General features: G+C 68.2%; 22 protein-coding genes. 10 read left to right on the top strand and 12 right to left on the bottom strand.

Going from position 1 to position 24,697, the window contains the following annotated elements:
- The first annotated feature begins 23 nt into the window (after window positions 1–23).
- From ACZ6YV_RS17230 to ACZ6YV_RS17210, 5 genes are all read left to right on the top strand, one after another.
- Window positions 24–1,097, top strand: coding sequence for a toll/interleukin-1 receptor domain-containing protein (locus ACZ6YV_RS17230; protein WP_465510521.1), 1,074 nt, complete (start codon window positions 24–26; stop codon window positions 1,095–1,097).
- A complete protein-coding gene (locus ACZ6YV_RS17225) occupies window positions 1,090–3,321 on the top strand; it encodes a hypothetical protein (protein ID WP_465510520.1) in 2,232 nt (743 codons plus the stop codon). Before ACZ6YV_RS17230 ends, ACZ6YV_RS17225 begins: the two co-directional genes overlap by 8 nt.
- Window positions 3,318–4,292, top strand: coding sequence for a hypothetical protein (locus ACZ6YV_RS17220; protein ID WP_465510519.1), 975 nt, complete (start codon window positions 3,318–3,320; stop codon window positions 4,290–4,292). The genes ACZ6YV_RS17225 and ACZ6YV_RS17220 overlap by 4 nt, the downstream gene beginning before the upstream one ends.
- Window positions 4,285–4,761, top strand: coding sequence for a hypothetical protein (locus ACZ6YV_RS17215; protein WP_465510518.1), 477 nt, complete (start codon window positions 4,285–4,287; stop codon window positions 4,759–4,761). The genes ACZ6YV_RS17220 and ACZ6YV_RS17215 overlap by 8 nt, the downstream gene beginning before the upstream one ends.
- A gap of 80 nt (window positions 4,762–4,841) precedes the next feature.
- Window positions 4,842–5,735: a hypothetical protein gene (locus ACZ6YV_RS17210; protein WP_465510517.1), complete on the top strand. Its 894-nt coding sequence runs from the start codon at window positions 4,842–4,844 to the stop codon at window positions 5,733–5,735.
- On the opposite strand, the gene ACZ6YV_RS17205 is transcribed toward ACZ6YV_RS17210, so the two are convergent.
- Together ACZ6YV_RS17205 and ACZ6YV_RS17200 are read right to left on the bottom strand one after the other, a co-directional pair.
- A complete protein-coding gene (locus tag ACZ6YV_RS17205; RefSeq protein ID WP_465510516.1) occupies window positions 5,732–6,403 on the bottom strand; it encodes a GntR family transcriptional regulator in 672 nt (223 codons plus the stop codon). The two genes, ACZ6YV_RS17210 and ACZ6YV_RS17205, sit on opposite strands and share 4 nt — an antisense overlap.
- The gene (locus tag ACZ6YV_RS17200; RefSeq protein WP_465510515.1) at window positions 6,400–7,833 is read right to left on the bottom strand and encodes an aldehyde dehydrogenase family protein; all 1,434 of its coding nucleotides are present in this window, start codon (window positions 7,831–7,833) and stop codon (window positions 6,400–6,402) included. The genes ACZ6YV_RS17205 and ACZ6YV_RS17200 overlap by 4 nt, the downstream gene beginning before the upstream one ends.
- A 138-nt stretch (window positions 7,834–7,971) precedes the next feature.
- Here ACZ6YV_RS17200 and ACZ6YV_RS17195 point away from each other — a divergent pair, with 138 nt between their 5' ends.
- Window positions 7,972–9,417 carry a GMC family oxidoreductase gene (locus ACZ6YV_RS17195; RefSeq protein WP_465510514.1) on the top strand — a complete coding sequence of 482 codons (1,446 nt, stop codon included), beginning with the start codon at window positions 7,972–7,974 and terminating at the stop codon, window positions 9,415–9,417.
- Here the strand turns inward: ACZ6YV_RS17195 and ACZ6YV_RS17190 are convergent.
- The 3 genes from ACZ6YV_RS17190 to ACZ6YV_RS17180 are packed head-to-tail and all read right to left on the bottom strand — an operon-like array spanning window position 9,401 to window position 12,393.
- A complete protein-coding gene (locus tag ACZ6YV_RS17190) occupies window positions 9,401–10,324 on the bottom strand; it encodes an alpha/beta hydrolase (RefSeq protein ID WP_465510513.1) in 924 nt (307 codons plus the stop codon). The genes ACZ6YV_RS17195 and ACZ6YV_RS17190 overlap by 17 nt on opposite strands.
- Complete coding sequence (locus tag ACZ6YV_RS17185; RefSeq protein WP_465510512.1) at window positions 10,321–11,280, bottom strand: aldo/keto reductase; 960 nt, start codon at window positions 11,278–11,280, stop codon at window positions 10,321–10,323. Before ACZ6YV_RS17185 ends, ACZ6YV_RS17190 begins: the two co-directional genes overlap by 4 nt.
- A gap of 9 nt (window positions 11,281–11,289) precedes the next feature.
- Entirely contained in the window at window positions 11,290–12,393 is a 1,104-nt protein-coding gene (locus tag ACZ6YV_RS17180; protein ID WP_465510511.1) for a zinc-binding dehydrogenase, read from the bottom strand.
- Between the two features lie 50 nt (window positions 12,394–12,443).
- On the opposite strand from ACZ6YV_RS17180, the gene ACZ6YV_RS17175 reads away from it, so the two are divergent.
- Window positions 12,444–13,823, top strand: coding sequence for an amidohydrolase (locus ACZ6YV_RS17175; RefSeq protein WP_465510510.1), 1,380 nt, complete (start codon window positions 12,444–12,446; stop codon window positions 13,821–13,823).
- Here the strand turns inward: ACZ6YV_RS17175 and ACZ6YV_RS17170 are convergent.
- The gene (locus tag ACZ6YV_RS17170; RefSeq protein WP_465510724.1) at window positions 13,740–14,456 is read right to left on the bottom strand and encodes an SDR family NAD(P)-dependent oxidoreductase; all 717 of its coding nucleotides are present in this window, start codon (window positions 14,454–14,456) and stop codon (window positions 13,740–13,742) included. The two genes, ACZ6YV_RS17175 and ACZ6YV_RS17170, sit on opposite strands and share 84 nt — an antisense overlap.
- Before the next feature lie 69 nt (window positions 14,457–14,525).
- Here ACZ6YV_RS17170 and ACZ6YV_RS17165 point away from each other — a divergent pair, with 69 nt between their 5' ends.
- On the top strand, window positions 14,526–15,467 hold the full coding sequence (locus ACZ6YV_RS17165) for an aldo/keto reductase (protein WP_465510509.1): 942 nt from the start codon (window positions 14,526–14,528) through the stop codon (window positions 15,465–15,467).
- A gap of 288 nt (window positions 15,468–15,755) precedes the next feature.
- Here ACZ6YV_RS17165 and ACZ6YV_RS17160 read toward each other — a convergent pair whose 3' ends face one another.
- The 5 genes from ACZ6YV_RS17160 to ACZ6YV_RS17140 are packed head-to-tail and all read right to left on the bottom strand — an operon-like array spanning window position 15,756 to window position 21,680.
- Window positions 15,756–16,448, bottom strand: coding sequence for an alpha/beta fold hydrolase (locus ACZ6YV_RS17160; RefSeq protein WP_465510508.1), 693 nt, complete (start codon window positions 16,446–16,448; stop codon window positions 15,756–15,758).
- Between the two features lie 36 nt (window positions 16,449–16,484).
- A complete protein-coding gene (locus ACZ6YV_RS17155) occupies window positions 16,485–17,405 on the bottom strand; it encodes an ABC transporter permease (RefSeq protein ID WP_465510507.1) in 921 nt (306 codons plus the stop codon).
- Complete coding sequence (locus ACZ6YV_RS17150; protein WP_465510506.1) at window positions 17,402–18,346, bottom strand: ABC transporter permease; 945 nt, start codon at window positions 18,344–18,346, stop codon at window positions 17,402–17,404. Before ACZ6YV_RS17150 ends, ACZ6YV_RS17155 begins: the two co-directional genes overlap by 4 nt.
- Window positions 18,343–19,923: an ABC transporter substrate-binding protein gene (locus tag ACZ6YV_RS17145; RefSeq protein WP_465510505.1), complete on the bottom strand. Its 1,581-nt coding sequence runs from the start codon at window positions 19,921–19,923 to the stop codon at window positions 18,343–18,345. The genes ACZ6YV_RS17150 and ACZ6YV_RS17145 overlap by 4 nt, the downstream gene beginning before the upstream one ends.
- Window positions 19,920–21,680 carry a dipeptide ABC transporter ATP-binding protein gene (locus tag ACZ6YV_RS17140; protein WP_465510504.1) on the bottom strand — a complete coding sequence of 587 codons (1,761 nt, stop codon included), beginning with the start codon at window positions 21,678–21,680 and terminating at the stop codon, window positions 19,920–19,922. Before ACZ6YV_RS17140 ends, ACZ6YV_RS17145 begins: the two co-directional genes overlap by 4 nt.
- Before the next feature lie 235 nt (window positions 21,681–21,915).
- Here ACZ6YV_RS17140 and ACZ6YV_RS17135 point away from each other — a divergent pair, with 235 nt between their 5' ends.
- Window positions 21,916–22,902 carry a methyltransferase gene (locus ACZ6YV_RS17135; protein ID WP_465510503.1) on the top strand — a complete coding sequence of 329 codons (987 nt, stop codon included), beginning with the start codon at window positions 21,916–21,918 and terminating at the stop codon, window positions 22,900–22,902.
- Window positions 22,899–23,834 (top strand): alpha/beta hydrolase, encoded by a 936-nt coding sequence (locus ACZ6YV_RS17130; RefSeq protein ID WP_465510502.1) that lies wholly within the window; start codon window positions 22,899–22,901, stop codon window positions 23,832–23,834. The genes ACZ6YV_RS17135 and ACZ6YV_RS17130 overlap by 4 nt, the downstream gene beginning before the upstream one ends.
- A gap of 264 nt (window positions 23,835–24,098) precedes the next feature.
- Here ACZ6YV_RS17130 and ACZ6YV_RS17125 read toward each other — a convergent pair whose 3' ends face one another.
- Complete coding sequence (locus tag ACZ6YV_RS17125; protein WP_465510501.1) at window positions 24,099–24,686, bottom strand: TetR/AcrR family transcriptional regulator; 588 nt, start codon at window positions 24,684–24,686, stop codon at window positions 24,099–24,101.
- Between the last annotated feature and the right edge of the window lie 11 nt (window positions 24,687–24,697).

Genomic DNA, 24,697 nt, shown 5'->3' with positions numbered 1-24,697 from the left:
TCCGGACATCAAGGAGCATGGGAATGACCGACCACGATCGATCCGCCGAGCGGCAGTACGACGTCTGCCTGTCCTTCGCCGGGCAGCAACGCGACTACGCGAGGGAAGTCGCCGAGCTGCTGGAAGCGGAGGGTGTCAAGGTCTTCTTCGACGAGTACAAGACCGTGGACATGTGGGGCGAGGACACCTACACACATCTCGACGAGGTCTACAACTACCAGTCCAGGTTCTGCCTGTTGTTCGCCTCCGCGGACTTCGAGCGCAAGGTCTGGCCGAACCACGAACGCGTCTCCGCCCAGGCACGCGCCATCCGGAGCGCGGAGGCCTACATCCTGCCGATCCGCTTCGACGACACGAAGATCCCGGGGCTCCGGGAGACCATCGGCTACCTCGACGCGAGGGACGCTTCACCGGCCACCGTGGTGAAGATGCTCATCGCGAAAATGAGGCGCACCCCGGTCCTGAAGACGGTCAAGGGGACCATTCTGGTCCTCGCCACCGAGAACCCGGACCTGGATGTCGATCGGATCCTCGAGATCGCCCTCACCCGCGGCCGGGTGGAGGTCCCGCCGGAGTTGCGGTCGCGGACGGCTTCCCGGAGCACGGTGATGATCCCGGTGTCGGAGCGGACGGCGGCGGAAGTGCTGTCCACCGTGATCCCCGCGCTCGAATCGGTCGCCGAGGAACGGCTCGCCCGGCTGTCCGGCACGACCTTCCGGATCGGCGTGCACGAGGGCGAGGTGCCCGCGGGCGACGGCTTGCGGTGCCTCGACGTCGTCGCGACCGAAGCCTCGGTCACCGCGGCCGTCGTGGACGAAACACTGGCGGCCGCGCCCAGGGCCGACTGCGTGGTGGTCGCCTCGCAACGCATCCACGACCACGTGCTCCGGACGGGACGCGCCGGTGCGGCGAGCTACCGGCAGGTGACCCAGCCGGACGGCAGCGCGCTCTTCCTGCGGGTACCCGGCTACCCGAAGCCTCCGGTTCCCGGGGAACCGGAGGACACGGCGCAGGGCAAGACGACGAACAACGTCTTCTTCAGCCAGGCCACCATCGATCACCTGGGCGACAACCACTACGGGGGCTCGAATGGCTGACGACGAGGACATCGCCCCGGAGGAAGGATCGGACGAGCCGGCGGCCGACGCCGAACCGCAAGAATCGGACCCCGAGCCTGCTCCGCAGCCAGCATCCGAGCCGACACAGCCGGACGATGCCAAGGAAGGCGCGGAGGCGGAACAAGAGCCGGCCACCGACCCTGCCACATGGAAGGAGCTGAACCACAACTTCGACGAGGCCCTGCGGTCGTTGCTCGGTGACGGCGGGTTCCGGTTCGGCGGGACCGGCACGAACAACATCTTCTTCGGGACGACGTCGGTCGCGACACTCGGCGACAACCACTCGTCCGAGGCCTCGGGCCGCTTCGGTCCGGCCTTGCGCAGCGGGCCCGTCTCGTCCGCGATGCTCGACCAGATCCGGGCGTCCTTTGTGGAGCCTGCGGGCTACCAGCGGCTGAGACAGGCACTGGAAGAACGTCAGTTCGTGTTCGTCAGGGCGCGTAGCGGCTCCGGGAGGACGACGACCGCGCTGCGCCTGCTCGACCAGACTTGCCGGACCGGGGTGCGCAAACTCGATCCCGACACGAGGCTCAAGGCCTTGGGCGCCAACGATTTCGAGGACTCCCACGGCTACCTGCTCGAATCGTTCGACCCGGATCAGGCGGCCGGGCTCCGCCTGTTCCACGCCGAAAGGCTCAGCCAGTTGATGCGGGACAAGGGTTGCATGATGATCGTCATCGTCGGCGAGACCGCGCCGCTGCCCGCGGGCGAATTCGGAGAGTTCGTCATCGAGGAGCTCGGCGCGATCGAACCGCAGACCCTGCTGACCCGGCACCTCAAGTGGCACCTGCGTGGAGCGCCCACCGAGGGCACGGCCGACTCGCTGCTCAACCGGCCCGAAGTGAAGGAGATCATCGCCGAGATCACCGAAGACGTGCCGCCACGAGAACTCGCCGAACTCGGTGAACTGCTGGTCCAGGTGGCGCATGACCGCATCGGCCTGGACGGGGTCCGTGAGCGGTACTCCCGAGTGGCCAGGGCCAGTTTCCTCGAATGGTTCGATCGGGAGTCCGACCCGGAGCAACGCGCCTTCGAGATCGCCTTGGCGGTGCTCAACAACGAGACGGTGACTCTGGTGTCCGACGCGGCGGCCATCCTCGCCAAGCGGATCAAGACGGTGGAGGTCCCGCGCCGCTTCGACCGGGCGAAACCGTTGTTCAAAACCCCGCTCCAGAGCCGGCTCGCCGCTGCCAAGGCCGAAGTCTTCCAAGACACCTTGCAACTGAAGTACGGAGACGTGGCGGTCCGGAAGGTCCGGTTCAACGACGACCGATTCCCGCGATGGCTGCTGGACCATGTCTGTGATCAGTACAGCGAGGAATTCGAGATCGTCCGGGAATGGCTCACCGAGCTCGGCGAGCAGAACAACGATCGGCTGAGGATGCGGGCGGCGGTGGCCGTCGGCCTGTTGAGCGGTTACGACTTCCCTTCGATCTACAGCAAGATCATCAGCGAGTGGGCGACGGCTGACAGCTACGCCCCGCGGTGGGCGGCCGCGGCGGCCTTGCAGTTACCCAGCGGGGACCCGGCACTGGGCCGGGTGATCAGCAGGCTGCTCACCGATTGGATCAAGAAGCCGGACATGCCGATGGCCTTACGGAGGACCGCGGCGCAGGCCCTTGGCACGACCGAGGCGATGAGCGCGGACAAGGTCCTGACCCTGCTGAAGTACGCGGCGCGGCAGGGGGATTTCGTTCTCTCTTACGCGATCTGCGAGAGCCTCTGCCGGCTCTTTCGGCAGCCGGAACGACGGCCGGCGGTGCTGGAAACCCTGCTGAACTGGACAGCGGACGAGAGATTCCCGTATCGGCGCGAGACCGGCCTCAGGGCACTGATCTTCATCTCTCGCTGCCTGGACGACGTGGAAGTGGCCGAGAGTGTCGAGGAGTGGCCGATCTTCCTGTGGGTGGCAGATCAGGACGCCGGGCAACGCGAACAGATCATCACGCTGTTCGGCCGGGTCCTGATCGCTGCGGGATTTCTGCACGGCGGCTATTCCAGGATCACCAACTGGGTCCGGCGGGCGCGGCGAGATCAGACGCTCCGCGTGCCGCTCGCCCGTTTTCTCTACGACGTCGGCAAGGAATCCGACGAACTCGAAAGCATCCGCGAACACCTCGAATACTTGGCCACCGCGAAGCGGAGCCTCGCCGGAACCGCACGGACACTACTGCTCCATTTCGACGAAAGGACCGTGAGATGAGTGAAGAACCGGCTGACGACGGCAAGGTCGTGCACACCATGGACGTCAGTCGGGCGAGCCTGCGCAAGGTCAACCCGGCCTCGTCGGGGCATACGGCCATCGTCTACCTCACCAGGCGCGGTACCTACGAACTCGCGACCAGCAAGCTGACCATGGGCGAACTCTGGCTGGACACGCCGAGCGAGATGTATACCGTCGACCTCACCACCCACGCCGACATCCTCTCGCTCGAACTGCCGTCACAAGAGGAAGCGTTCCGCTTTCCCGCCACCGTGCACGTCAGCTGGCGGGTCTCCGACCCGATCATCGCGGTGCGGACCGGGCTCAACGATCCGATCGGTCAGGTGCAACGCGTCCTCGAAGGACAGCTGCGCACGGTCACTCGCAAGTTTTCGCTCACCGAGAACCCCCAGGCGGAGGCCGAGATCAACGCGAGCTACCAGGGCAAGCCGATCGTCGTGTCCCCGGCGCTGGTCATCGAGAGCTGCTCCGTGCTGATCGATCCCGAAGCCGGCCAGCGAAGGCACGTGGAGGAACTGCGGGTCACCGCGCACGACCGGCAACTGTCCATGCTCAGAGAAGAGAACGATCTCGCGCTGAAGAAGCAGCGCATGGACATGTACATCGAGGCGTTGCGCGCCGACAACATGAGCATGCTCGCCCTGGTGCTCGCCGGACACGGCGAGGACGCCAAGGCAGTAATCGAACTGGTGGTGCGGGAAAAAGATCGGAACTCGGAGAAGGCGCGCGACGTCCTGGACATGCTGATCGAGAAGAAGCTGGTCAACCGCCACGACGTCAAGGAGATCATGAACGAGGCGGCCAAGACGGTTTCGGAGCACATCGGCGACGTCAACCCGCTCGCCACGCGCAAGACGGTCGCGGTCGACGAGAAGCCCCCGCCGACACGGGTCACGAGCCGCCGCGTCGAGGTCGACGACGATGATGACGACGAAGACGACGATGCCTGATGCCGTTCTCGTGAACCCGATTTCGGGCCTTCCACTGATCGGCGGTCTCTTCGGTCTCCTCGACGAGGCCGCCGACCGGCTCGGGTTCGCGCTGTGGTTCAGGATCTTCCTTGGCTTCGTCTACGCGGCCGCCTTCGGCTACCTCATCGCGTGGCTGCTCGTCACGTACGTCGTGCCGTGGGCGGGCTCGGCCCTGCGCCGGCCCGCCAGGAAGGTCGGCGAGGGCCTGCGGTTCGTCCTGCTCGTGCCGGACTGGGCGCTCAGCCGTGCCTTCCGGCGGTCGGGTCACATCCCGCCGCAGGTGGTCTACGACTACGGCGGCGTGGTCATGAGATTCGTCGACCGGTTACAGGAGGTCATCGAGCGCGGGCTGCCCAAACTCGCCGGCAGCCGCGCCGCACCGCGCTGGCAGCTCCTGGTGTTCGTGGCCGTCTGGTTCCTGGTCTGGGGCACTTCGCTTCCGCGTTAGGCCATGAGGGGGCGACCCTGAGACGGGACCAGGGAAAATCCCGGATGTCCCGAGCTCCGCCCGCCCCTAACCTCGTGATCATGATCCGACGGATACTGCTGACGCTGCTCGCCGGCGCGGCGGTCTTGCTCGTGCCCTGGACCGTCTACCTCGCGCACACGCTGCCCGACAGGTACGACACCGGCCAGTGGCGCGCGGCCTGGGTCGGATTCGACGTCGCCCTCTTGCTCTGTTTCGCCGCTGGAGCGTGGCTCGGGCTACGACGCCGCCGGGCGGCCGTGCCGCTGCTGTCCGCCACGGCGGCGATGTTGTGCTGCGACGCGTGGTTCGACGTCATGCTCGGCTGGACGTCGACCGAGCGGTGGACCAGTATCGCCCTTGCCGTCTTAGTCGAGGTCCCGGTCGCCGTCCTGCTGGCCCTCGCCGCGCGTCGCCTGTTGAGCGAGGCCATGCCACAGCGAGTGGTGACTTTGCGCGACATCATGATGCGGGAAGACCCGAGGTACCAACAGGTGATGCAGGAACTTCCCGCCGGCTCCGAGCAGGTGGCGCGGAAGTCCGGCCTGGAGGCGGAGGAAGTCGCCGAATGCCTGAAGACCCTGCAGGACACCGGTTTCGTACGCCGTGACCGGAAAGGGAACTGGATTTCGATCCCGCAAGACCTGCGTGAGCCGAGGCCGGACGACTACGACGGCGCGGACCGGGAGCGCGTTAACGCGTTCCTCGACGCGAAGTACGCGAACGAGGTCGCCCTGCTGTCCTGGGCGGCCGCGCACCGCGACGAGTTCGGCCCTTGGTCGACGGCTCAGCGGACCTCGACGCGGTTGACCGAAGCGGAATTCCGCGAACTGGAAGCCGAGTACCGCGAGCTGATCACGCGGTACTGCCAACGCCGTCGGCGGCCGGCGGCGGAAGAGAAGGAACTGTCAGTGCGCTTCTACGCGTTCCCGCCGCCGGTGACCGTGCCGTCTTAAGGGTGCCGCCAGGCCAGGAACGTCTCCAAGGTGGTCAGCCGGTGCTCGCGCACGGCCAGTTCGATCTCCCCGGCCGGGGCGTTCCGGTCGAACAGGTCGAGGATCTTCTGGTGCTCCTGCACGGATTCGTGCGCGCGGCCGGGGACGAAGCTGAACGTCGACGTGCGCAGCCCGGCCAGCCGGTTCCAGCCGCGGTTGACCAGGTCCAGCACCTGCGGATTGGGGCAGGTGCCGAACAGGACGCGGTGGAAGTCGCGGTTCAGGGCGGTGAACCGCGACGGCTCGAAGTTGTCCAGGCAGGCCGTCAGTTCCGCGTTGAGTCCTTTGGCCTCGTCGAGCACCTCGCCGGGCAAGGACGGCGCCGCCAGCGCGGCGGCGTAGCCCTCGACCAGCGCGAGCGTCTGCATGGTGTGCTGGTAGTCGCTCTCGTCGACCATCGCGACCTGGGCGCCGATGTTGTGCTCGTAGGTCACCAGCCCTTCGGCCTCCAGCCGCCGGACCGCCTCGCGGACGGGCACGGTGCTGACCCCGAGTTCCTGCGCGATCTGCCCGAACACCAGGCGGTAGCCGGGGGAGAAGGTGCCGTCGTCGATCCGTGCCTTGATCCAGTGGTAGGCGATCTGCGACTTGCTCTTCGGGGTCGAGTTCACCGCGTCGCCAGCGGTCACGAGTAGTGCAGCCAGACTGATTTGATCTCGGTGTACGCGTCGATGGCCCACGGACCCATCTCGCGACCCCAGCCCGACGCCTTGTACCCGCCCCACGGCGCGGCCATGTCCGGGATCGGCGGCATGTTGACGAACACCGCGCCCGCCCGGATACCGTTCGCGAACCGCTGGGCGACCCCGAGATCGCGGGTCCACACGGTGGCCGCGAGCCCGTATTCGGTGTCGTTCGCCCGTGCCAGGAGTTCGTCCTGATCGTCGTAGGCGGTGACGGCGAGGACCGGGCCGAAGATCTCCTCGCGCATGATCGTCATGTCGTCGGCGACACCGGCGAACAGGGTCGGCTTGTAGAAGTAGCCGTCGCGGTCCAGGGTCTGGCCGCCGGTGACGAGGTCCGCGCCCTGTTCGCGACCGGTCGAGACCAGGAAGTCCACGTGCTCGCGGTGCTTCGCGGACACGAGTGGCCCGAGCTGGGTGGACTCGTCGAGGCCCGGGCCGAGCTTGAGACCCTCCAGCCCGGCGGCCAGCTTCGCGACGAACTCCTGTTCGCGCTTGCGGTCCACGAAGAACCGGGTGTACGCCGCGCAGACCTGCCCGCTGTTCAACGTCGCGCCCGCGAGGTTGCCCGCGACGGCGGCATCGATGTCGGCGTCGCGTGCGATGATGCTGGGGGCCTTGCCGCCGAGTTCGAGGGTGAGCCGTTTGAGGTTCGACTCCGCGCTGGCCGCCGTGATCAGCTTCCCGACCGCGGTCGACCCGGTGTAGGACAGGTGGTCGACGTCGCCGTGCCCGCTCAGGAGCGCGCCCACCGCGCCGTCACCGGTGACCAGGTTGACCACTCCCGGCGGGAACCCGGCTTCGGCCACCAGTTCGACCAGCCGGATGCTGGTCAGCGGCGTGACCTCGCTGGGCTTGATCACCACGGTGTTGCCGGTGGCCAGCGCGGGCGCGAGCTTCCACACCAGGATCATCAGCGGGAAGTTCCACGGCGTGATCAGCGCGTTCACCCCGACCGGCTCCCGGCGGGTGTAGTGCAGCGTGTCCGGGAAGGACACCGGGTTGGTGGTGCCCTGGATCTTGGTCACCCAGCCCGCGAAGTACCGCAGGTGCTCGGCCGCGCCGGTGACGCTGACCTGGCGGGAGATGCCGATCGGCTGACCCTGGTCGCGCGTTTCGAGCGCGGCCAGCTCCTCGTGGTGCTCGTCGACCAGGCTCGCCAGCTTGAACAGCAGCGCGGCCCGCTGGACCGGCAGCAGTCCCGCCCAGGCGGGATCGTTCAAGGCCTTCCGTGCGGCTCCGACAGCGGCGTCCACGTCGGCGGCAGACGCGGTGCCGACGTCCTCGATCACCTGGCCGGTGGCCGGATCGTACGTCGGCAGGGACCCACCTCCGGCGGTGGTCCACTGTCCGTCGATGAACAGGCGTGTGGCCATGGCTAGCTCCTCCTCGACCGGTGTGTGATCGAGTATCGGGCGCGCCGGGCTCCCCGGTCTTGCCCGCCAGGGCACGCCGATTGTCGGCCAGCGAACCGAATCCGCCGGACGTCCTCCCACCTTGCGAGGGTGGGGGACATGGACGTCATCGTGGTGGGAGCGGGTTCGGCCGGTTCGGTGGTCGCCAGGAGACTGGCCGACTCGGGAGCGTGGGTCACCCTGCTCGAAGCGGGCGGGCCGGACAGCAACCCGGCCATCCACGACCCTTCGCGGGCGGGGGAGCTGTGGCACGGCCCGGAGGACTGGGACTACTACACCGTGCCGCAGCCGCACGCGGCGAACCGGCGGCTGCACCTGCCGCGCGGCAAGGTGCTCGGCGGGTCGCATTCGCTCAACGCGATGATCTGGGTCCGCGGCGCTCCGGCCGACTACGACGGCTGGGACCTGCCCGGCTGGCGGTGGGACGACGTGCGCCCGGTCTTCGAACGGATCGAGAAGGACCTGCTCGACGTCGTGCCGAACGAGCCGCTGCACCCGATCCAGCAGTCCATTGTGGACGCGGCCGTGCAGACCGGCCTGCCGTTCAACCCCGATTATAACGGGGACGAGCTCGACGGCGTCTCGGTGCAGCGCGTCACCACGCGCGACGGGAAACGGCTCAACACCTGGCTCGCCTACGGTCAGCCCGCCGCCGAGCGGATGACCGTCCACACAGGAGCGCTCGTACACCGGTTGCTCTTCGAGGGCGACAAGGTGACCGGCGTGCTGGCCGAGGTCGACGGCGAACTGCGCAAGGTCTTCGCCGACGAGGTCGTGCTCGCCGCCGGCGCGCTGGCCTCACCGGCGATCCTGCTGCGCAGCGGGGTGGGGCCGGTCGACGAACTGGAGGTACACGGGATCGACGTCGTCGCCGAACTGCCGGGCGTCGGGAAGAACCTGCACGACCACCTGCTCGCTCCGGTCATCTTCGCGACCGACAGCCGTCAGGTCGACCCGCCCGCGCCCGGCCGCTCGGTCACGCAGACGCATCTGTTCTGGCGCAGCCGTCCGGGGCTGGCGGTGCCCGACACCCAGCCGATCCACTTCAGCGTGCCGATGTACGAGTCGTGGATGACCGGCCCGGAGACCGGGTTCTCGCTGATGGCGGGCATGGTCACGCCGCGCAGCCGAGGCAGTTTGCGACTTGCGGGGCCGGACCCGGACGACATGCCATTGATCGATCTCGCCGCGCTGGAGGATCCGGCCGACTTCGAAAGCCTGGTCGCTTCGGTGGAGCAGTGCCGGGAGATCGGCCGGGCGGCCGCACTGGCGGAGGGCTGGGGTGCCCGCGAGCTGTATCCGGGGCCGGACACCGACGTCCGCGAGTACGTCCGGCGGACCGCCATCACCTACCACCACCAGGTCGGGACCTGCCGGATGGGCACCGACGCGGACTCCGTGGTCGATCCGGAACTCGCCGTGCACGGCATCAGCGGGCTCCGGATCGCCGACGCGTCGGTGCTGCCGCGGGTGACCACGGGCAACACCAACGCGCCGGCGGTGCTGGTCGGCGAGCAGGCCGCACGGTTCATGCTTCGCGGATAGCGCGGCGCAGCCAGGAGGCCCGGGCGGCGAGCGCGGCCCGGGTCACCTCGCTGTCCGGGGCGAACCGGTCGAAACCGTGGTACGCGCCCGCCCAGACGTGCAGTTCGGTGGGCACGCCCGCCTGCCAGAGGCGTCCCGCGTAGTCGACGTCCTCGTCGCGGAAGATCTCGGCCGCGCCGACCTCGATGAAAGCGGGCGGGAGCCCGGCGAGGTCGGTCGCGGTCGCCGGGACCGCGTACGGCGAGGTCTGTCCCTTCAGGAGGGATCGCCAGCCGAACTCGTTGGCTTCCCGCCCCCATACGCCGCGTTCCGCGAATTCCACTGTGGACGCGGAGTCGTTGCGGCTGTCGATCATCGGGCACAGCAGCAGCTGCCCGGCCAGCGCCGGTCCACCGCGATCCCTGGCCAGCAGGGCGATCCCGGCGCTGAGACCGCCGCCCGCACTGCCGCCGCCGACGATCAGCCGGGCCGGGTCGAAACCGAGTTCGGCGGCGTTCTCGACCATCCAGGTCAGGCCCGCGTAGCAGTCTTCCAGCGGCGCCGGATGCGGATGCTCGGGGGCGAGCCGGTAGTCCACCGTCACCGCGACGAAGCCGAACTCTTCGACGAGCGCGACCATCCGGGGCAGGTCGGCGAACCGGTCGTCCAGCACCATGCCACCGCCGTGGATGTTGTACAGCCCCGGAGCGCCTTGAGCGCCACGGGGTTTGACCACGGTGACGACGACATCGGTACCGGGAACCGTCCTGTCTTCCCAGACGAGATCCCGGTCGCCGATCGCCTCGGCGCAGCTCAAGTTCATCTCGGCCATGGCCTGCCGCATTCCCGGCAGCGACTCCGCGCTCAGTGGCGGTCCGGAGGGCAGGCCTTTGAGCGCTTCGGCGAGTTCGGGGTCGAAGGCCGTCACGGTCCCTCCGGGTCGACGATGTCCTGGTCCGCCCAGTGCGGCGCGACGAGTTCACGGAGTTCGTCCGCGCCCACCCGCTCGACGAGGTCCACGGCGCCCAGGTTGTCCTTGAGCTGCTCGGTACTCGTCGCGCCGAAGAGCGTGGTCGTGTTGGCCGGGTGGGTGAGGGTGAAAGCCAGGCACAGCTGCGCCGGCGTCGCACCCAGTCCGCTCGCGATCTTCGCGAGTTCTGGGGCGGAGGCGGCGATGCGCTCGCGGATGTCGCCGGGGTCGCGGCCGACCTGACGGGCGCCGCTGTTCTTGCCCAGCAGGACACCGCCCTCGAAGATGTCCGAGGACTGGAGCGTGACCCCGAGCTCGCCGAAGACCTTCTTGAAGGGTTCACCGTCCGGAATGGACCGCCGGGCGACGCTGTACTTCAGCTGCGCGATGGCGGGTCCGGGCACGTTCTCCGCCGCGGCGAAATCGTGCAGGGCCTGGATCGTGCCGGCGGACCAGTTGTTCACGCCCCACTGTCCGATGAGCCCGGCCTCGCGGAGTTCGTTCAGATCCAGTACCAGCTGGTGCAGGTCGGTGTCCTCGCGCCGGAGATCGCCCAGCACCACCAGATCGGCGTGGTCGACGCCCGCGCGGAACAGCGCGTTGTCCAGCTGGTCGCGGAGGCCGTGCTCCGGATAGCCCTCCAGCCAGAGCTTGGCGGAGAGCAGGTAGTCCTCCCGCCGGAGCCCGGCCGCGCGGACCATGGCGGAGAACAGCACGTCGGTGTAGACCGCGGTGGCGCCGGGGAAACCGTAGACGCCGACGTCGAACAGCGTGATGCCGGAATCGACCGCGGCGCGGACCAGGTTCACCGCCTCGCGGAAGTCCATCCGGTCGTAGGTGTGCCACGAGCCGAGCGAGAGGACACCGGTGAGCGGGCCGTCGCGGCCGACCCGGCGCTGGGGGATGACAGGCATTGAGGTCTCCTAGGGAAGGCGGGGATCGATGACGGCTTTGAGCTCGCTGAGCCGCGACATCGACTCGACGCTCTTGGACGCTTCGGAAAGGCCGACAGGCGCGCTGAACAGGTCGTCCCAAGGCATCCGGTCGGCGAACGTGCGGAAGAAGTCCACCGAACGGTGGTAGTCGGCGATGTCGCCGTTGAGCGAGCCGACGACCGTGAGTTCCTTGCCCATCACGGTGCCCAAGGCCACGGGGGACGGCATGGGGCCGGTGGACCCGACGATCGCGATCGTGCCGCGCTGGGCGGCGAAGGCGACGGCCTCCTCGCCGATGGTCGGCCCGCCCGCGAAGTCGAAGACGTGGTCGGCGCCGCGGCCGCCGGTGAGTTCCTTGACCCGTTCGACGCGGTCTTCGGCGGTACCGTCGACCGGGATCGTCGCCGTCGCCCCGAAGCGTTCGGCGGTCTCCAGCCGGTCGGCCGGGCCGCCGATGGTGATCACGTCGCCCGCGCCGGAGATCCGCGCGACGGCGGTGGCGAACACGCCCAGGGCGCCGGCGCCCTGGACGACGACCGTCGCACCGGGACGGATCCCGCCGGAGCGGGAAACGGCCCGCAGCACGGTTTTGCCCGCGCAGCCCGACATCGAGGCCCAGGTGTCCTTGACGTCGTCCGGCAGCAGGAGCTTGGCCGCGCCGGGCGTCACGTAGCAGTACCGGACGAGACCGCCGGTGGCGTACGGGAAGACGTCGGAACGCTGGAGGAAGCCGTACCCGCGCTTCTCGCAGGCGACAGGTTCGCGCAGGATCGTGCAGCCGTAACACTTTCCGCAGGTCGACTCGGACCAGCCGATGCGGTCGCCCTCGGCGATCTCCCGGCCGAGGGTGTCGGTGGTGCCCGGTCCGACGGCCACCACTTCGCCGACCATTTCGTGCCCCAGCACCATCGGGAGCATGCCGGGGAAGGTCATCTGGCCGGACCAGATGTGCACGTCGGTGCCGCACAACGTAGTGCAGGTGATCCGGACCAGCGCGGCGCCGGGTTCCGGCTCTTCCGGTAGCGGTAGTTCCCGCAAGGTGAGCGCGGAGCCGTGTTCGGTGAGCACCGCCGCTTCGGTTCTGTTGACCATCTTTTTAGTCTACAGTCGTAGGAGAAAAAGTCCAGATCCTGGAGGAAACCATGCCGTCGCAACGTATTCGCCCCGCTTCACTCGTGGTCCGCGGCGGCCCTGTGCTCACTCTCGACCCGGCGGGCACCGTCGTCCGGGCGATGGCCGTGCGTGACGGCCGGATCGTCGCCGTCGGTGACGTCGCCCTGGACCACATCGGCCCGGAGACCGAGGTGATCGAGCTGGCGGGGAGAACCGTCCTGCCCGGCATCAACGACGCCCACTTGCACGCGACCTGGCTGGGTGCCCGGTGGCCGGACACGCTCATCGGTGGCGCCGGATTCACCGGGGGAGAAGAGAAAACGGTGCGGGACTCCGCCGAACGGCGGGCCGCGATCCTGCGTGCGGGCGAGCTGTGCGCGTCGCTCGGCATCACGAGCTACACCGAGCCCGGTCTGGGCCCGGGGGAGACGGGGTGCTTCGGCGCCGAGGTGCTGGAGGAATACGCGGCGCTGGCGGCGGAAGGGCTCCTGCGCGCGAGGGTGACCGCGCTGCGCCTGTTCGGCCTGCTCGACGGTGCCAGTTCGCTGGAGGACTTCGAGCGCGGGCTGACGACACCGTCACCCGCTGCGGATCCGTTGTGGCTCACCGTGCCCGGCGTCAAGATCTTCGCCGACGGCATCCCGCCGATGCGGTCCGCGTGGACGCATCACTGCTATGCCGACGGCTCTCACGGTGCGTTGCTCGTCGACGGCGACGACGATCCAGGCCGCGCGGGCAACCTCGCCGCGATGATCCGCCTCGCCCACGACGCCGGGCAGGTGGTCGCCGTGCACGCTACGGGCGACCGCAGTATCGAAGCCGCCCTCGGGTCGCTTCGCCGCGGTGACCACCTGGTGCACGGGGATCTGGTGACGGCGGAACAACTGGCGCGGATGGCTTCGGCGGGGGTCGGCCTGACCGTGCAACCCGCGATCGCGGTGGCGATGCGGGGGATGCTGGCGGACGCGCTCGGCGCCGAGGTCGGTGCCCGAGCCTGGCCGCTGGCGGAGATGCTGGACTCGGGCGTCCCGCTGACCTTGAGCAGCGACGCGCCGGTGGTCACGCCGGACTGGCGGGTGCACATCGTGGCGGCGGCCGGGATGCTGGAGGCGTCCGAAAAGGACTCCGCGCTGATGGATCGGCTGCTGCGCTGCTACACGGTCGCGGCCGCCGAGCAGGACGGTGGTGCGGAATGGAAGGGTTCATTGACCGTGGGCCGTGTCGCCGACTTCTGTGTGCTGTCGGCGAATCCGCTCGAGGTCGCGTTCGCGGACCTGCCGGACGTCGGTGTCGAACTCACCGTGTCCGGCGGCCGCGTCGTCTACTCAGGTGAGCAGTTGCCCGCCGTCGACCTGGAGGCTCACCCCGGTGAGATGGCCGGCGTCGGCGGAGGCGAGGAACAGGACTGACGGCACCACGTCGGCGACGGAAGCGATGGTTCCCAGCGGAATCCTCGCTTCCCAAGCCGCGCGGGCGGCGGTGTCCGAGGCGAAGCCCGCCGTCATCGGGGTCAGCACCGGGCCCGGTGCGACGGCGTTGACCCGGATGCCGTGCGGTGCCAGTTCGAGCGCGGCCGAGCGGGTGAGCGCCTCGACCGCGGCCTTGGTGGCCTCGTAATGACCGAGTCCGGGGGTCGGCTGCCGGGCGCCGATGGAGGTGATGTTGACGATGGCACCCCGGGTCCCGGCCGCCAGCATGTGCGCGCCGACCGCGCGCGTCATCAGGAAGGTGCCGCGGAAGTTCACCCGCATGCACAGGTCGAAGACGCCGATGTCCAGCCCCACCAGGGGACCGCCGCCCCCGGCGAGGCCGGCGTTGTTGACCAGGACGTCCACCGCGCCGAACTGTTCGGTGATCAGCGCCAGGGCCGCGTCGACCGAACCCGGGTCGGAGATGTCGAGTTCGACGTGTTCCGCGCCGAGTTCGCCGGCCAGGTCGTGGGCCGCGCGCGCGTCGACGTCGGCGATGACCACGCGGTCACCCGCGGACTGGAAGGCTTCGGCGACCCCGCGGCCGATGCCACTGGCGCCGCCGGTCACCACTACGAGTCTCTTGTTCATTCTACGATCGTAGACTAAAACTTGTTTCTGTTGCCAGAGAAAGGAAAACTCGTGCACGAGAAGCAGAACGGACTGGGCTTCGCCACTTCGGCGCTGAGCCTGGGCTCCTGGAACACCTGGGACCGCATGGAGTTCGACGACGCGGTGCGCCTGATCCGGCACGCGCTCGACGCTCGCGTCACGCTGTTCGACGTGGCCCACTACAACATGGGACCGCATTCCGAACAGTCGCGCACGGATCTGATCTTCGGCGAGGCCGTCCGCGCGGCAGGGATCAAGCGCGACGAGTACCAGCTGTGCGGGAAACTCTGGCTCTGGGACTACCCGAACACCGGTTTCGCCGAGCAGCTCACGACTTCGTTCGACCGCGTCGGCGTCGACCACATGGAAGCCGTCGTCGTCGGCGACTACTTCGAGCGGCCGGACATCCCGCGGATCGTCACCGAGGTGGCCGAACAGATCCGGCTCGGCCGGTTCGACGTCTGGGGTGTCAACAACTGGCACGCTTCGGATCTCGACCTGGCACTGGACTTCGCCGCTGCCGAAGGGCTTCCGGCGCCGGCTTTCGCCCAGCTGAAGTACAGTGTCGCGCGGCGTTCCATGGCGGAAGGCCCCTTCTACGGCCCGCATTTCGAGGCCGGTCGGCTGACCTTGCAGGCGTCGGATGTGTTCGAGGGTGGGGTGCTGCTCGGCAAGACACCGGAACGGAAGATCGGGGCGGACATGGGTGGGATCCGGGAGTCGATCCGGGATGCCGCCTCGCGAGTCGCCGCCGTGGCCGGGGACTTCGGCGTGAGTACTTCGCAGCTGTCCCTTGCTTTTTGTCTCGCCTACGGGCCGGTGGCGAACGTGTTGTTCGGGGTGAGCCGGATGGCTCAGCTGGAGGACAACCTCGGTGCGGTCGCGCTGGCCGCTTCTCGTGGTGCGGAGGTGCGGGCGGCTCTGGAGGATCTCTGGCTGGACCGCTCGGTCGCCGCCGATGGGACCTTCTGACGCCGTCGGTGATGTTATGAACGGGACTTTCATCGCAAATTTTGCGATGAAAGTCCCGTTCATAACATCGGTCGGGTGGCCGACGCGGCGCGGGCAAGGAAGCGATGTCGCGAAAGCCACTTTCGGGACATCAGACGTCCCCAAAGTGGCTTTCGCGACACCTCCGCGCCCCCAACCTCCGCGACCCCACGCCTCGCAAGTCCGTGAAGGCTCCCTTCCCTCGGCTCAGCCGAGGGAAGGGAGCCTTCACTACCTTGAGGGTAGGAAAGGAGGCCTTCACGGAGCGCGTCAGGCCAGGAACTCCAGCACGGCCGCCTTGAACTCCGGGCTCCGCAGCGCCCCACCGTGATCCCCGGGCACCCGCACGAGATCAGCGCCCGAGACCAGCTCGACCAACGTCTCGATACCCTGGCTCACCGGATCGTCCACCCCCGCCACGAACCGGGTCGGAACAGAGACAGCACCGGCGACAGGAGCGAAAGGCTCCTCACGTAGATCCTCGATGCACCGGGCGAGCGCGGCCGGATTCCGTCCCGGCGCGGTGATCATGTGCGCGATCATCCCCGTCAGCGGATCCGCGGGTGCCTTGCCACCATCGGCGAAGGCCAGCGCGGCCGCGACATCGACAGCGCCGAAGGGTTCGAACGGGCTCACCCCCGCCAGCACGAGCCGCCGGACCGGAGCCTGCGCGGGCAGCTCCCAGGACAGCCGGGCGCCCAGCGAATACCCGACGACGTCCACTTCGGACAGATCGGCGACGAGCCGCGACAGTTCGCCGGTGATCGCGACAGCACCCAGCGAGCCCGAGGGAGCCGGGCTGGAACCGTGCGCGGGCAGATCGGGTACGAGCACCTCACGGCCCGCGGCGGTGAGCGCGGCGGGCCACCCCGTGGTGATCCAGTCGGTGTGCCCGTCGGAGGCGAATCCGTGCACCAGCAGCACAGGCGGTCCCGAGACGGTTTCGGGAGCGAATCGGCGCACGGCCAGAGAAGTAGTGGCAGACAACGGAATCCTTTCTCAGGTGCCGGAGGGCCGGCGGGTGCGCAGACGCTGCATCTCGCTCAGTGTCCGCGCGCGGGCGTCGACGGCGATCCGCAGCGACGATCCGATGAGGTTCAGCAGGAACACGCACACCATGATCGTCACGCCGGGCGCGATCACCAGCCAGGGCGCCTGCACCAGGTACGACCGGCCTTCGGCGATCATGTTGCCCCAGGTCGGGGTCGGGGGAGCGATGCCGAGACCGAGGAAGCTCATCGCGCCGTCGACCAGCATCGCCGCCGCGGACAGGATCACCACCTGCACCAGCGCCAGCGGCAGCACGTTCGGGAACACGTGCACGACAAGGATCTTCCACTTGCTCATCCCCGAGACCCGCGCCGCGCCGATGTAGGCCCGGCCGGCGATGCCGAGCACGCGGCTTCGGATGACGCGGGCGGTGAACGGCGTGAAGATCACCGTCAGCGCGATCAGTTCGGTCCAGATGCTCGCGCCGAGCGAGATCGCCAGCGCCATCGCGAGGATGATCGCCGGGAACGACATCCAGGCGTCCATGATCCGCATCAGCACCGCGTCGGCCGTTCGGAAGAACCCGCTGATCAGCCCGATCACCAGACCGGTGAAGGCCGCGCACAGGGTGATCAGGGCGGACAGCCCGAGCGACGCCCGCCCACCGGAGACCAGTCTGGCGAGCACGTCACGGCCGAACGAGTCGGTTCCGAGGAGATGCGCGCCAGAAGGCGGCAGCAGCCGGTTGACGGGGTCGGTCGCGCTGACACTCGGCAGGAAGAACGGCAGCACGATCACCGTCAGGACGAGCAGCGCCAGCACCACGGTGCTGATCACCAGCATCCGGTTGCGCCGGAACACCTTGGCCGCGCGACCGGCAGGGGGTTTCTCCCGCACCGAAGACGTCCTTTCCACCAGTGCCACGCTCACGAGACACGCACCTTCGGGTCGAGCAGCGCGTACGACAGGTCTACCAGCAGGTTGACCAGCACGAACAGCACCGCGACGAACAGCGTCACACCCTGGATCAGCGGGAAGTCGCGAGTGGACACCGCGCCCATCAGCAGATGGCCGAGCCCCGGTACGACGAAGATGGACTCGATGATCACGATCCCGCCGACCAGCATGGCGAAGTTGCTGCCCAGCTGGGTGATCAGCGGCATCAACGCGTTCGGCAGGACATGCTTCGTCATGACCTGCCGCTCGGACAGCCCCTTGACCCGCGCGGTGCGCAGGTACGCCAGCGGCAGCTCACCGAGCAGGCTTTCGCGCAGGGTGAGCACGAACAACGCGGTCTGCCCGATGACCAGCACGGTCAGCGGCAGCACCAGCGCGGGTACCGCCGTCGCCGGGGCGGTGAACAGGTTTTCGTAGCCGCTGGAGGGGAACCAGCGCAGCGTCACCGAGAACAGCAGCACGAGCATCAGCGAGATCCAGAAGTCCGGCATCGCCATGCCGAGCGCGGACAGCCGGTCCAGCGCGCGGGCCACCGGATTGCGCGGCGACACCGCCTGCCAGGAGGTGATCGCGACCGAGAGGAAGAAGCTGATCACCGTCGACAGCACGGCCAGGGTCAGCGTCGGCAGGATGTGGTCGGCGACCACGCCGAGCACCGGCGCGTGATAGGTGATCGACGTGCCGAAGTCGCCTTGCAGCACGTTTCCGGCCCAGCTGAGGTACTGCTCCCACAAGGGCCCGTCCAGCCCCATGCTCTCCCGCAGGGCGTCCACATCGGACGGTCGCGCGGTCGGGCCGAGGATGGCCTGCGCCGGGTCGCCGGGGATCAGCCGGATGACGAAGAACATCATCGTCCCGACGATCACCAGGATGATCGCCAGATCGCGCAGCCTGCGCAGCAGCAGACCGGTCATGACGCCAGCCAGGTGTTCCAGAAGACGCGGTAGAAGTCGCCGTAGCCCTTGAGCTTGGGGGAGTAGGCCGCGTACAGCCTGGACTGGCTCAGGGTGATCACCGACAGCTGCTTCCAGGTGAACGCCTGCAGCTTGTCCACGACCGTTTTCGCCTGCTCAGGCGTCGTCGAGGCGTTGAACTCGGCCATGAGCCCGTCCAGCTCGGGAGAGGTCGAACCGTTCAGCGTGCCCAGGGTGAGCGCGGGCATCTGCGCGGGCGAGGTCAGCGCCGAGTCGAAGAACAGGGTGGTGATGTCCCAGCCGCCCGGTTCCTTGGTCAGCGTGCCGAGCATGGTCGCGAAGTCGAAGGTGTCGATCTTGGTGTTGATGCCGATCTTCGACAGGCTGTCCTGGATCAGCACGGCCCACTTGCCGAACTCCGGGTACGAGTTCGTGGTGACGATGCGGATCGTCGCGCCGGCGGTGATCCCGGCCTCGGCCAGCAGCTGCTTGGCCTTCTCGGGGTCGTGCTTCTTGTAGACCTCTTCACCCGCGGTGGAATAGAACTGCTTGTTGTCGGGCGAGGCGAAGGCACCGGTCTCGAGGGTGAGGTCCTTGCTGCCGCCGGTGGCCGCGTTGATCGCGGGCTTGTCCAGCAACAGGTTCAGCGCCTCGCGAGCACGGGGGTCGGCGAACTTCGAACCGGTGTTGAAGTTCGGGATCACCACGTTGTCGTTGCCGCCGGGCAGGTTGTGCACGACCACGGCGGGGTTGTTGCGCAGCGTCTCGTACTGGTCGTTCGTGGGCATGATGTGGTCCCACTGCCCGGTCTGCAGGCCGTTGATCAGCGCGTCCTGGTCGGAGACCACCTTGTAGGTCACGGTGTCCAGGTACGAGTGCTTGGCGCCCGCCTGCCCGCCCCAGTCCTCTTCGGACCGGGACTTGTAGCCGGAGTACCGCTCCAGCACCAGTTCACGGCCGATGTCCCAGCTCTTCAGCTTGTACGGCCCGGTCCCGATCGCCTTGTCCTGGGCGAAACCGGTCGGCGCGACACCGGTGAGGTTCTTCGCCTCGTAGATCTCCGTGCCCGCGCCGGCGAGTTCGTTGATCAGCGGGTACCGCGGCTGCTTGAGCTTGATGGTCACCGTCGCCGGGTCTGCCGGGGTGATCGCCTCGATGTCCGGGGTGACCAGCTGGCCGGTGCGGTGCACCTGTTGCCACCGCTTCAGGCTCGCCACGACGTCCTCCGACGTCAGCGGGTTGCCGTCGTGGAAGGTGACGCCCTGGCGCAGCTTGAAGGTGTAGGTGAGCCTGTCCGGGCTGGTGGTGAAGTCCTCGACCAGCATGGGCCGGGCGGTGAAGCCCTTGTCCACCTCGAACAGCTTCTCGTACATCATGTTGCCGATATGCGCGGTCACCTGGCCGGGGTTCGCGACCATGTCGAGGGACTGCGGGTCGGTGGGCACGGCGACGTTGAGGTTGCCGCCGGGCTTCGGGGGCCCGTCCGCGGCGCCACCGCCGGCCTGCCCTCCCATACACGAGCTGAGCAGCAGGACGGTCGCCAAGCCGAGGGCGGCCGAGGTCAGGGTTCGTCTCATGGGTTCCGCACTCCAGTGTGGGGGTGGGCGGGCAGTTCGGGGTTCGCCGCGAGAAGACGGCGGGTGTACTCGTGCCGGGCGCGGAGCCGGATCTCGTCCGGGTCGCCGATTTCGATCAGTTCGCCCTGGTACATGACGCCGACGCGGTCGGCGACCGAGAGCACCAGGCTGAGGTTGTGCGTGATGAACAGGAAGCTGAGCGCGCGGGTGCGCCTCAGTTCGAGCAGCAGGTTCATCACCTGGCCCTGCACCGAGACGTCGAGCGCGGAGGTGGGCTCGTCGGCGACGATGAGGTCCGGTTCGGCGGCGATCGCGCGGGCGATCGAGACCCGCTGCCGCTGTCCGCCGGAGAGTTGCGACGGCAGTTTCTTCGCGGTGTCCGAGGGGAGACCGACCTCGTCGATCAGCTCGGTGACCCGGCGGTCCAGTTCGGCGCCGCGGAGGCCGGTGAGCTCCCGCAGGGGTTCGGCGATGATCCGGGCGGCGGTGTGCCGGGGATCGAGCGAACTCTGCGGGTCCTGGAAGATGAGCTGCGCACGGCGGCGGAACGCGCGCTCTTCGCCGTCGAGCCCGGTCGGCGTGCACCGGTGCTCACCGAAGGCGATGGTGCCCGCGGTGGGCGGTTCCAGCGCGCTCACCAGGCGGCCGAGCGTGGTCTTGCCCGAACCGGATTCCCCGACCAGGCCGAAGAACTCGCCGGGCGCGATCTCCAGTGAGACTTCCTTGACCGCGTGCACCTCGGGCTCGCGGTTCAGCGAGAACCGGCCACGGCGTCCGTACACTTTGGACACCGAGTCGATGACGAGCGCGGTGCCCTCGCCGGCGTTGTCGGCCTTGGCGCGGTTCAGCGTCCTGGTCTCTGTCGCGACCGCAGAGTCGCCGTTCATCGCGGCTTCGAGCAGGGCTTCGGAGATGGTGGGGAAGCCGTCCCGCCTGCTCACCCCGAGCTTTGGGACACAGTCGAGCAGCGCCTTGGTGTACGGATGCTTCGGCGCGTGCAGAATGTCCTCTTTGGACCCGAGTTCGACCAGTTCGCCGCGGTACATCACCGCGATCCGGTCCGCCACCTGCGCGGCCACGCCCATGTCGTGCGTGATGAAGACGCACGCGGTGCCGTGGTCGCGGCGGACGCGGTCGAACAGGGTGAGGATCTCCGCCTGCGTGGTCACGTCCAAGGCCGTGGTCGGCTCGTCGGCGATCAGCAGGCTCGGGTCGGCCATCAGCGCCAGTGCGATCATCACGCGCTGCTGCATCCCGCCCGACATCTGGTGCGGATACAGGGAAAGCACGCGGTCGGTGTCGGTGAGGCCGACCTCCTTCAACAGGCCGCGAGCCTTCGCGTCGGCCTCGCGATGCAACGGCGTGCCCTTGCGCGCGGCCTGGCGCGGCAGGGAACCAGGCTTGCGATAAGCCTCGATCAGCTGCTTGCCGACCCGTTGACTCGGGTTGAGTGAGTCCAGTGCCTCCTGAAAGATCATCCCGATCCGCGGGCCGCGGTAGGCGCGCATCTCGTCGGCGGACAGGCGCGTGAGGCCCACGCCGTCGACGGTGATCTCACCGCGGGTGAACACCGGCGCGACGAACTCCAGCAACCGGATGATCGACAAGGCCGTCACCGTTTTACCGCTGCCGGATTCGCCGACCACGCAGAGTGTCCGGCCTTGTTCGAGGTCGAACGAAAGTTCGCGCACCAGTTCGCGTTCGGTTTCGTCGGCGATGACGCCGACGGTCAGTTCTCTTAATTCGAGCAGGGTCATGAATCCCCTTTCCCGAGCCCGCCCGAAGCGGACCGCACAGCCGGGGAACGGGCCTCCGGCGGGGGTAGTTCTACGCATGTTGACACTGGGCGAGTGCGCTGTCAATGGGTATATTCTACGAATGTAGGAAGTTGATATCCGGCAGGTTTTTCCTGGTGGTGGGCGAAAACTTGCACTGGATTCTTTTGTCTACGTCTGTAGACTCTCGGCCGAAACGAGCTTAAGGAGGGCACCCGTGAGCGGGTCGACCAACACTGCCGGTCCCGAGCGGATCGTGGACATCGCCGTGGGCTACATGGCGGCCAAGCAACTCTTCGCGGCGAGCCGGATCGGCCTGTTCGCGGCACTCGCCGACGGGCCGCTGACGGCCGCGGAACTGGCGGAAAAGACCGGTAAACCGGAGAAGATCACCCGGATCCTCGGTGACGCCATGTCATCACTCGGCCTGCTGTCCCGTGTGGACGGAAGTTACGAACTGGCCGCCGACGCGGCGGAATATCTCGGCGGCGGGGGCCTGGACCTGGCGCCGTTCCTGACGTTCCTGGACTCGATCAGCTACCCCCATTGGTTGCAGTTCGGCCACACCGCCGACACCGGCGAACCCGGCAAACTGGAGATGGACGACGCGCGCTGGGGCACGTTCATGTCCGGCGTGATGACGTATAACGCCCTGCACGCCAAGATGCTGGCCGGCGCGTTCGATTTCGGCTCCCATCGAAATCTTCTCGACCTCGGTGGGCTCTCGAGCGCGTTCGCGGTCGAAGCCATGAAGGCCAACGAGGAACTGCACACGACGTTCGTCTTCGACCCGGGCTTCACCGAGTCGGTCACCACGGCGGCGGCCTTGGCGGGTCTCGCCGACAGGGCGACCGTCGTCGGGGCGGAGACGCCGACCGCGCGTCCCGAAGGCGAGTTCGACCTGGTGATGGTCAACCACGTCGTCCACCGCTTCGACGCGAAGCAGAACGCGGAGATCCTGCGCAACGCCCGCGCCGCCGCGTCGTCCGGGGCCACCCTGCTGTTGCTCGACTTCTTCCTTGACGACGACGCGGTCCAGCGGCCGATCGACGCGCTGCACGCGGGGGAGTACCTGGTGATCGACGGGACGGTCGTCTACCCGGAGGCCGAGGTCCGGGAATGGCTGACCGACGCGGGCTGGCGGGTCACCGACCGGCTCGCGCTGCCGGGCAGCCCGCGGGTGCTCGTCGCGGAAGCGGTGTGACGGTGACCCTCGATCCCGCGGTCAAGGAGCTGCTGGCCCGCAGCGCTTCGGAGGAGGCCCCTGCCGGACCGCTGACGGCCCCCGAGTTGCGAGCCGCTTTCGCCGCCTCGTGGCGACGTCCCGACACGGTCGAAGAGGTCGCCTCCGTCACCGACCACGTCCTGCCGACCGGTGTCCGCGTGCGGATCTACCTGCCTGAGGTCGCCGCGCCGGTGCCGGCGTTCGTCTGGATCCATGGCGGCGGCTGGACCATCGGCTCGATCGACGAGAACGAGGTCGCGTCGCGGGCGGTGTGCAACGCGGCCGGGGTCGCCGTCGTCGCGGTGGACTACCGGCTCGCGCCGGAGAACCCGTACCCGGCGGCCCCGGTCGACTGCTACACCGTCGTCGAATGGCTGGCCGCGGGGGGCGCCGGAGACGCGGTCGACGCGGGGCGGATCGCGATCGGCGGGGAGAGCGCCGGCGGCAACCTGTCGACGGTGGTCTCGATGATGTCCCGCGACCGGAGCGGCCCGCCGCTGGCCGCGCAGGTACTGATCTGCCCGGTCTACGGGCACCCGGACGACGGCTTCCGGTCCTACGCGGACTTCGCGGAGGGGTTCGGCATGACCGCCGGGGCGATGCGGTTCTTCTTCGAGCAGTACGTGTCGGACCCGGCGCAGCTGAACGATCCGTACCTGCTGCCGTTGCGTGCCGAGAACCTGACCGGGCTCCCGCCCGCGCTGGTGCTGACGGCCGAGTACGACGTCCTGCGGGACGAGGGGGAGGAGTTCGCGCGGCGTCTGACCGACGCCGGGACCCAGGTCGAGATGACGCGGTACTCGGGGCAGATCCACGGCTTCTACGGGCTGTACACGGACCTGCCCGCTTCGCCGCGCTCGCACAAGCACGTGGCGAGCTTCCTCACCCGGGTGTTCGACCGGCGCGTTTAGTCCTCTGAGGGTCCCTTCCCCGCGTTCAGCGCGAGGAAGGGACCCTCAGAGGCGCCAACGCTGTGCGCACATACCGATCTCGCGTGCTTGAAGGCGGAACTCGCGTGATTGAAGGCGGAACTCGCGAGTTCCGCCTTCAATCACGCGAGTTCCGTCCTGAATCACGCGAGTTACGGCTTTGATCACGCGAGTCGCGCCTGCGGGACCGGTTGTTCGCACTACGTACTACCGCATCGAGAGGACTGAATGCGGGAGTACGCGGTGTCAGGGGCGGGTGAGGCGCGCGAAGAACGACTCGAGGTGCTGCCCTTGCAAGGCGATCGTCGAGAACTCCCCGGCGACCAGGCTCATCACGTTCGCCCCGGCGTTGATCAGCACGATCTCGTCGACCAGCTGCTCGTCGGGGGTCTCGGTGACGATGTCGCCGTCCTCCCGGCCCTCGGTGAGATACCGGTGCAGCAGACCCCGCCACGAACGGATGTGCTCGAGGTACTTGTCCTGCAGCTTCGGGTTGGTCAGCGAAAGCTGCCAGAAGGTGAGCAGGACGCGCCCCGCGGCGATGCGGTCCTCGTCGATCGGCATCGACGACACGCACAGCTCGCGAAGCGCTGTCAGGCCCCGTAGTTCGTCCAGTTCCACGTACTCGCGCATCATGCCGAGCGCGCGTTCGTAGGTGGCCTGGATGATGTCTTCCTTGCTCGGGAAGTACAGCTTGAGCGCACCGTTGGCGAAGCCTGCGGCCGCCGCGATTTCGCGCATGGTGGCGGCCTCGATCCCGCCCTGGGTGATCAAATCCCAGGTGACGTCGACGATGTGGCTGCGCCGCTCGTCGTGGTCGATGATCTTCGGCATCGGCAGACCTC

This window comes from Amycolatopsis sp. NPDC102522 (assembly GCF_055584485.1).
Note: the sequence above shows the minus strand (reverse complement) of the source record. Positions and strands in the feature narration are given on the sequence as shown.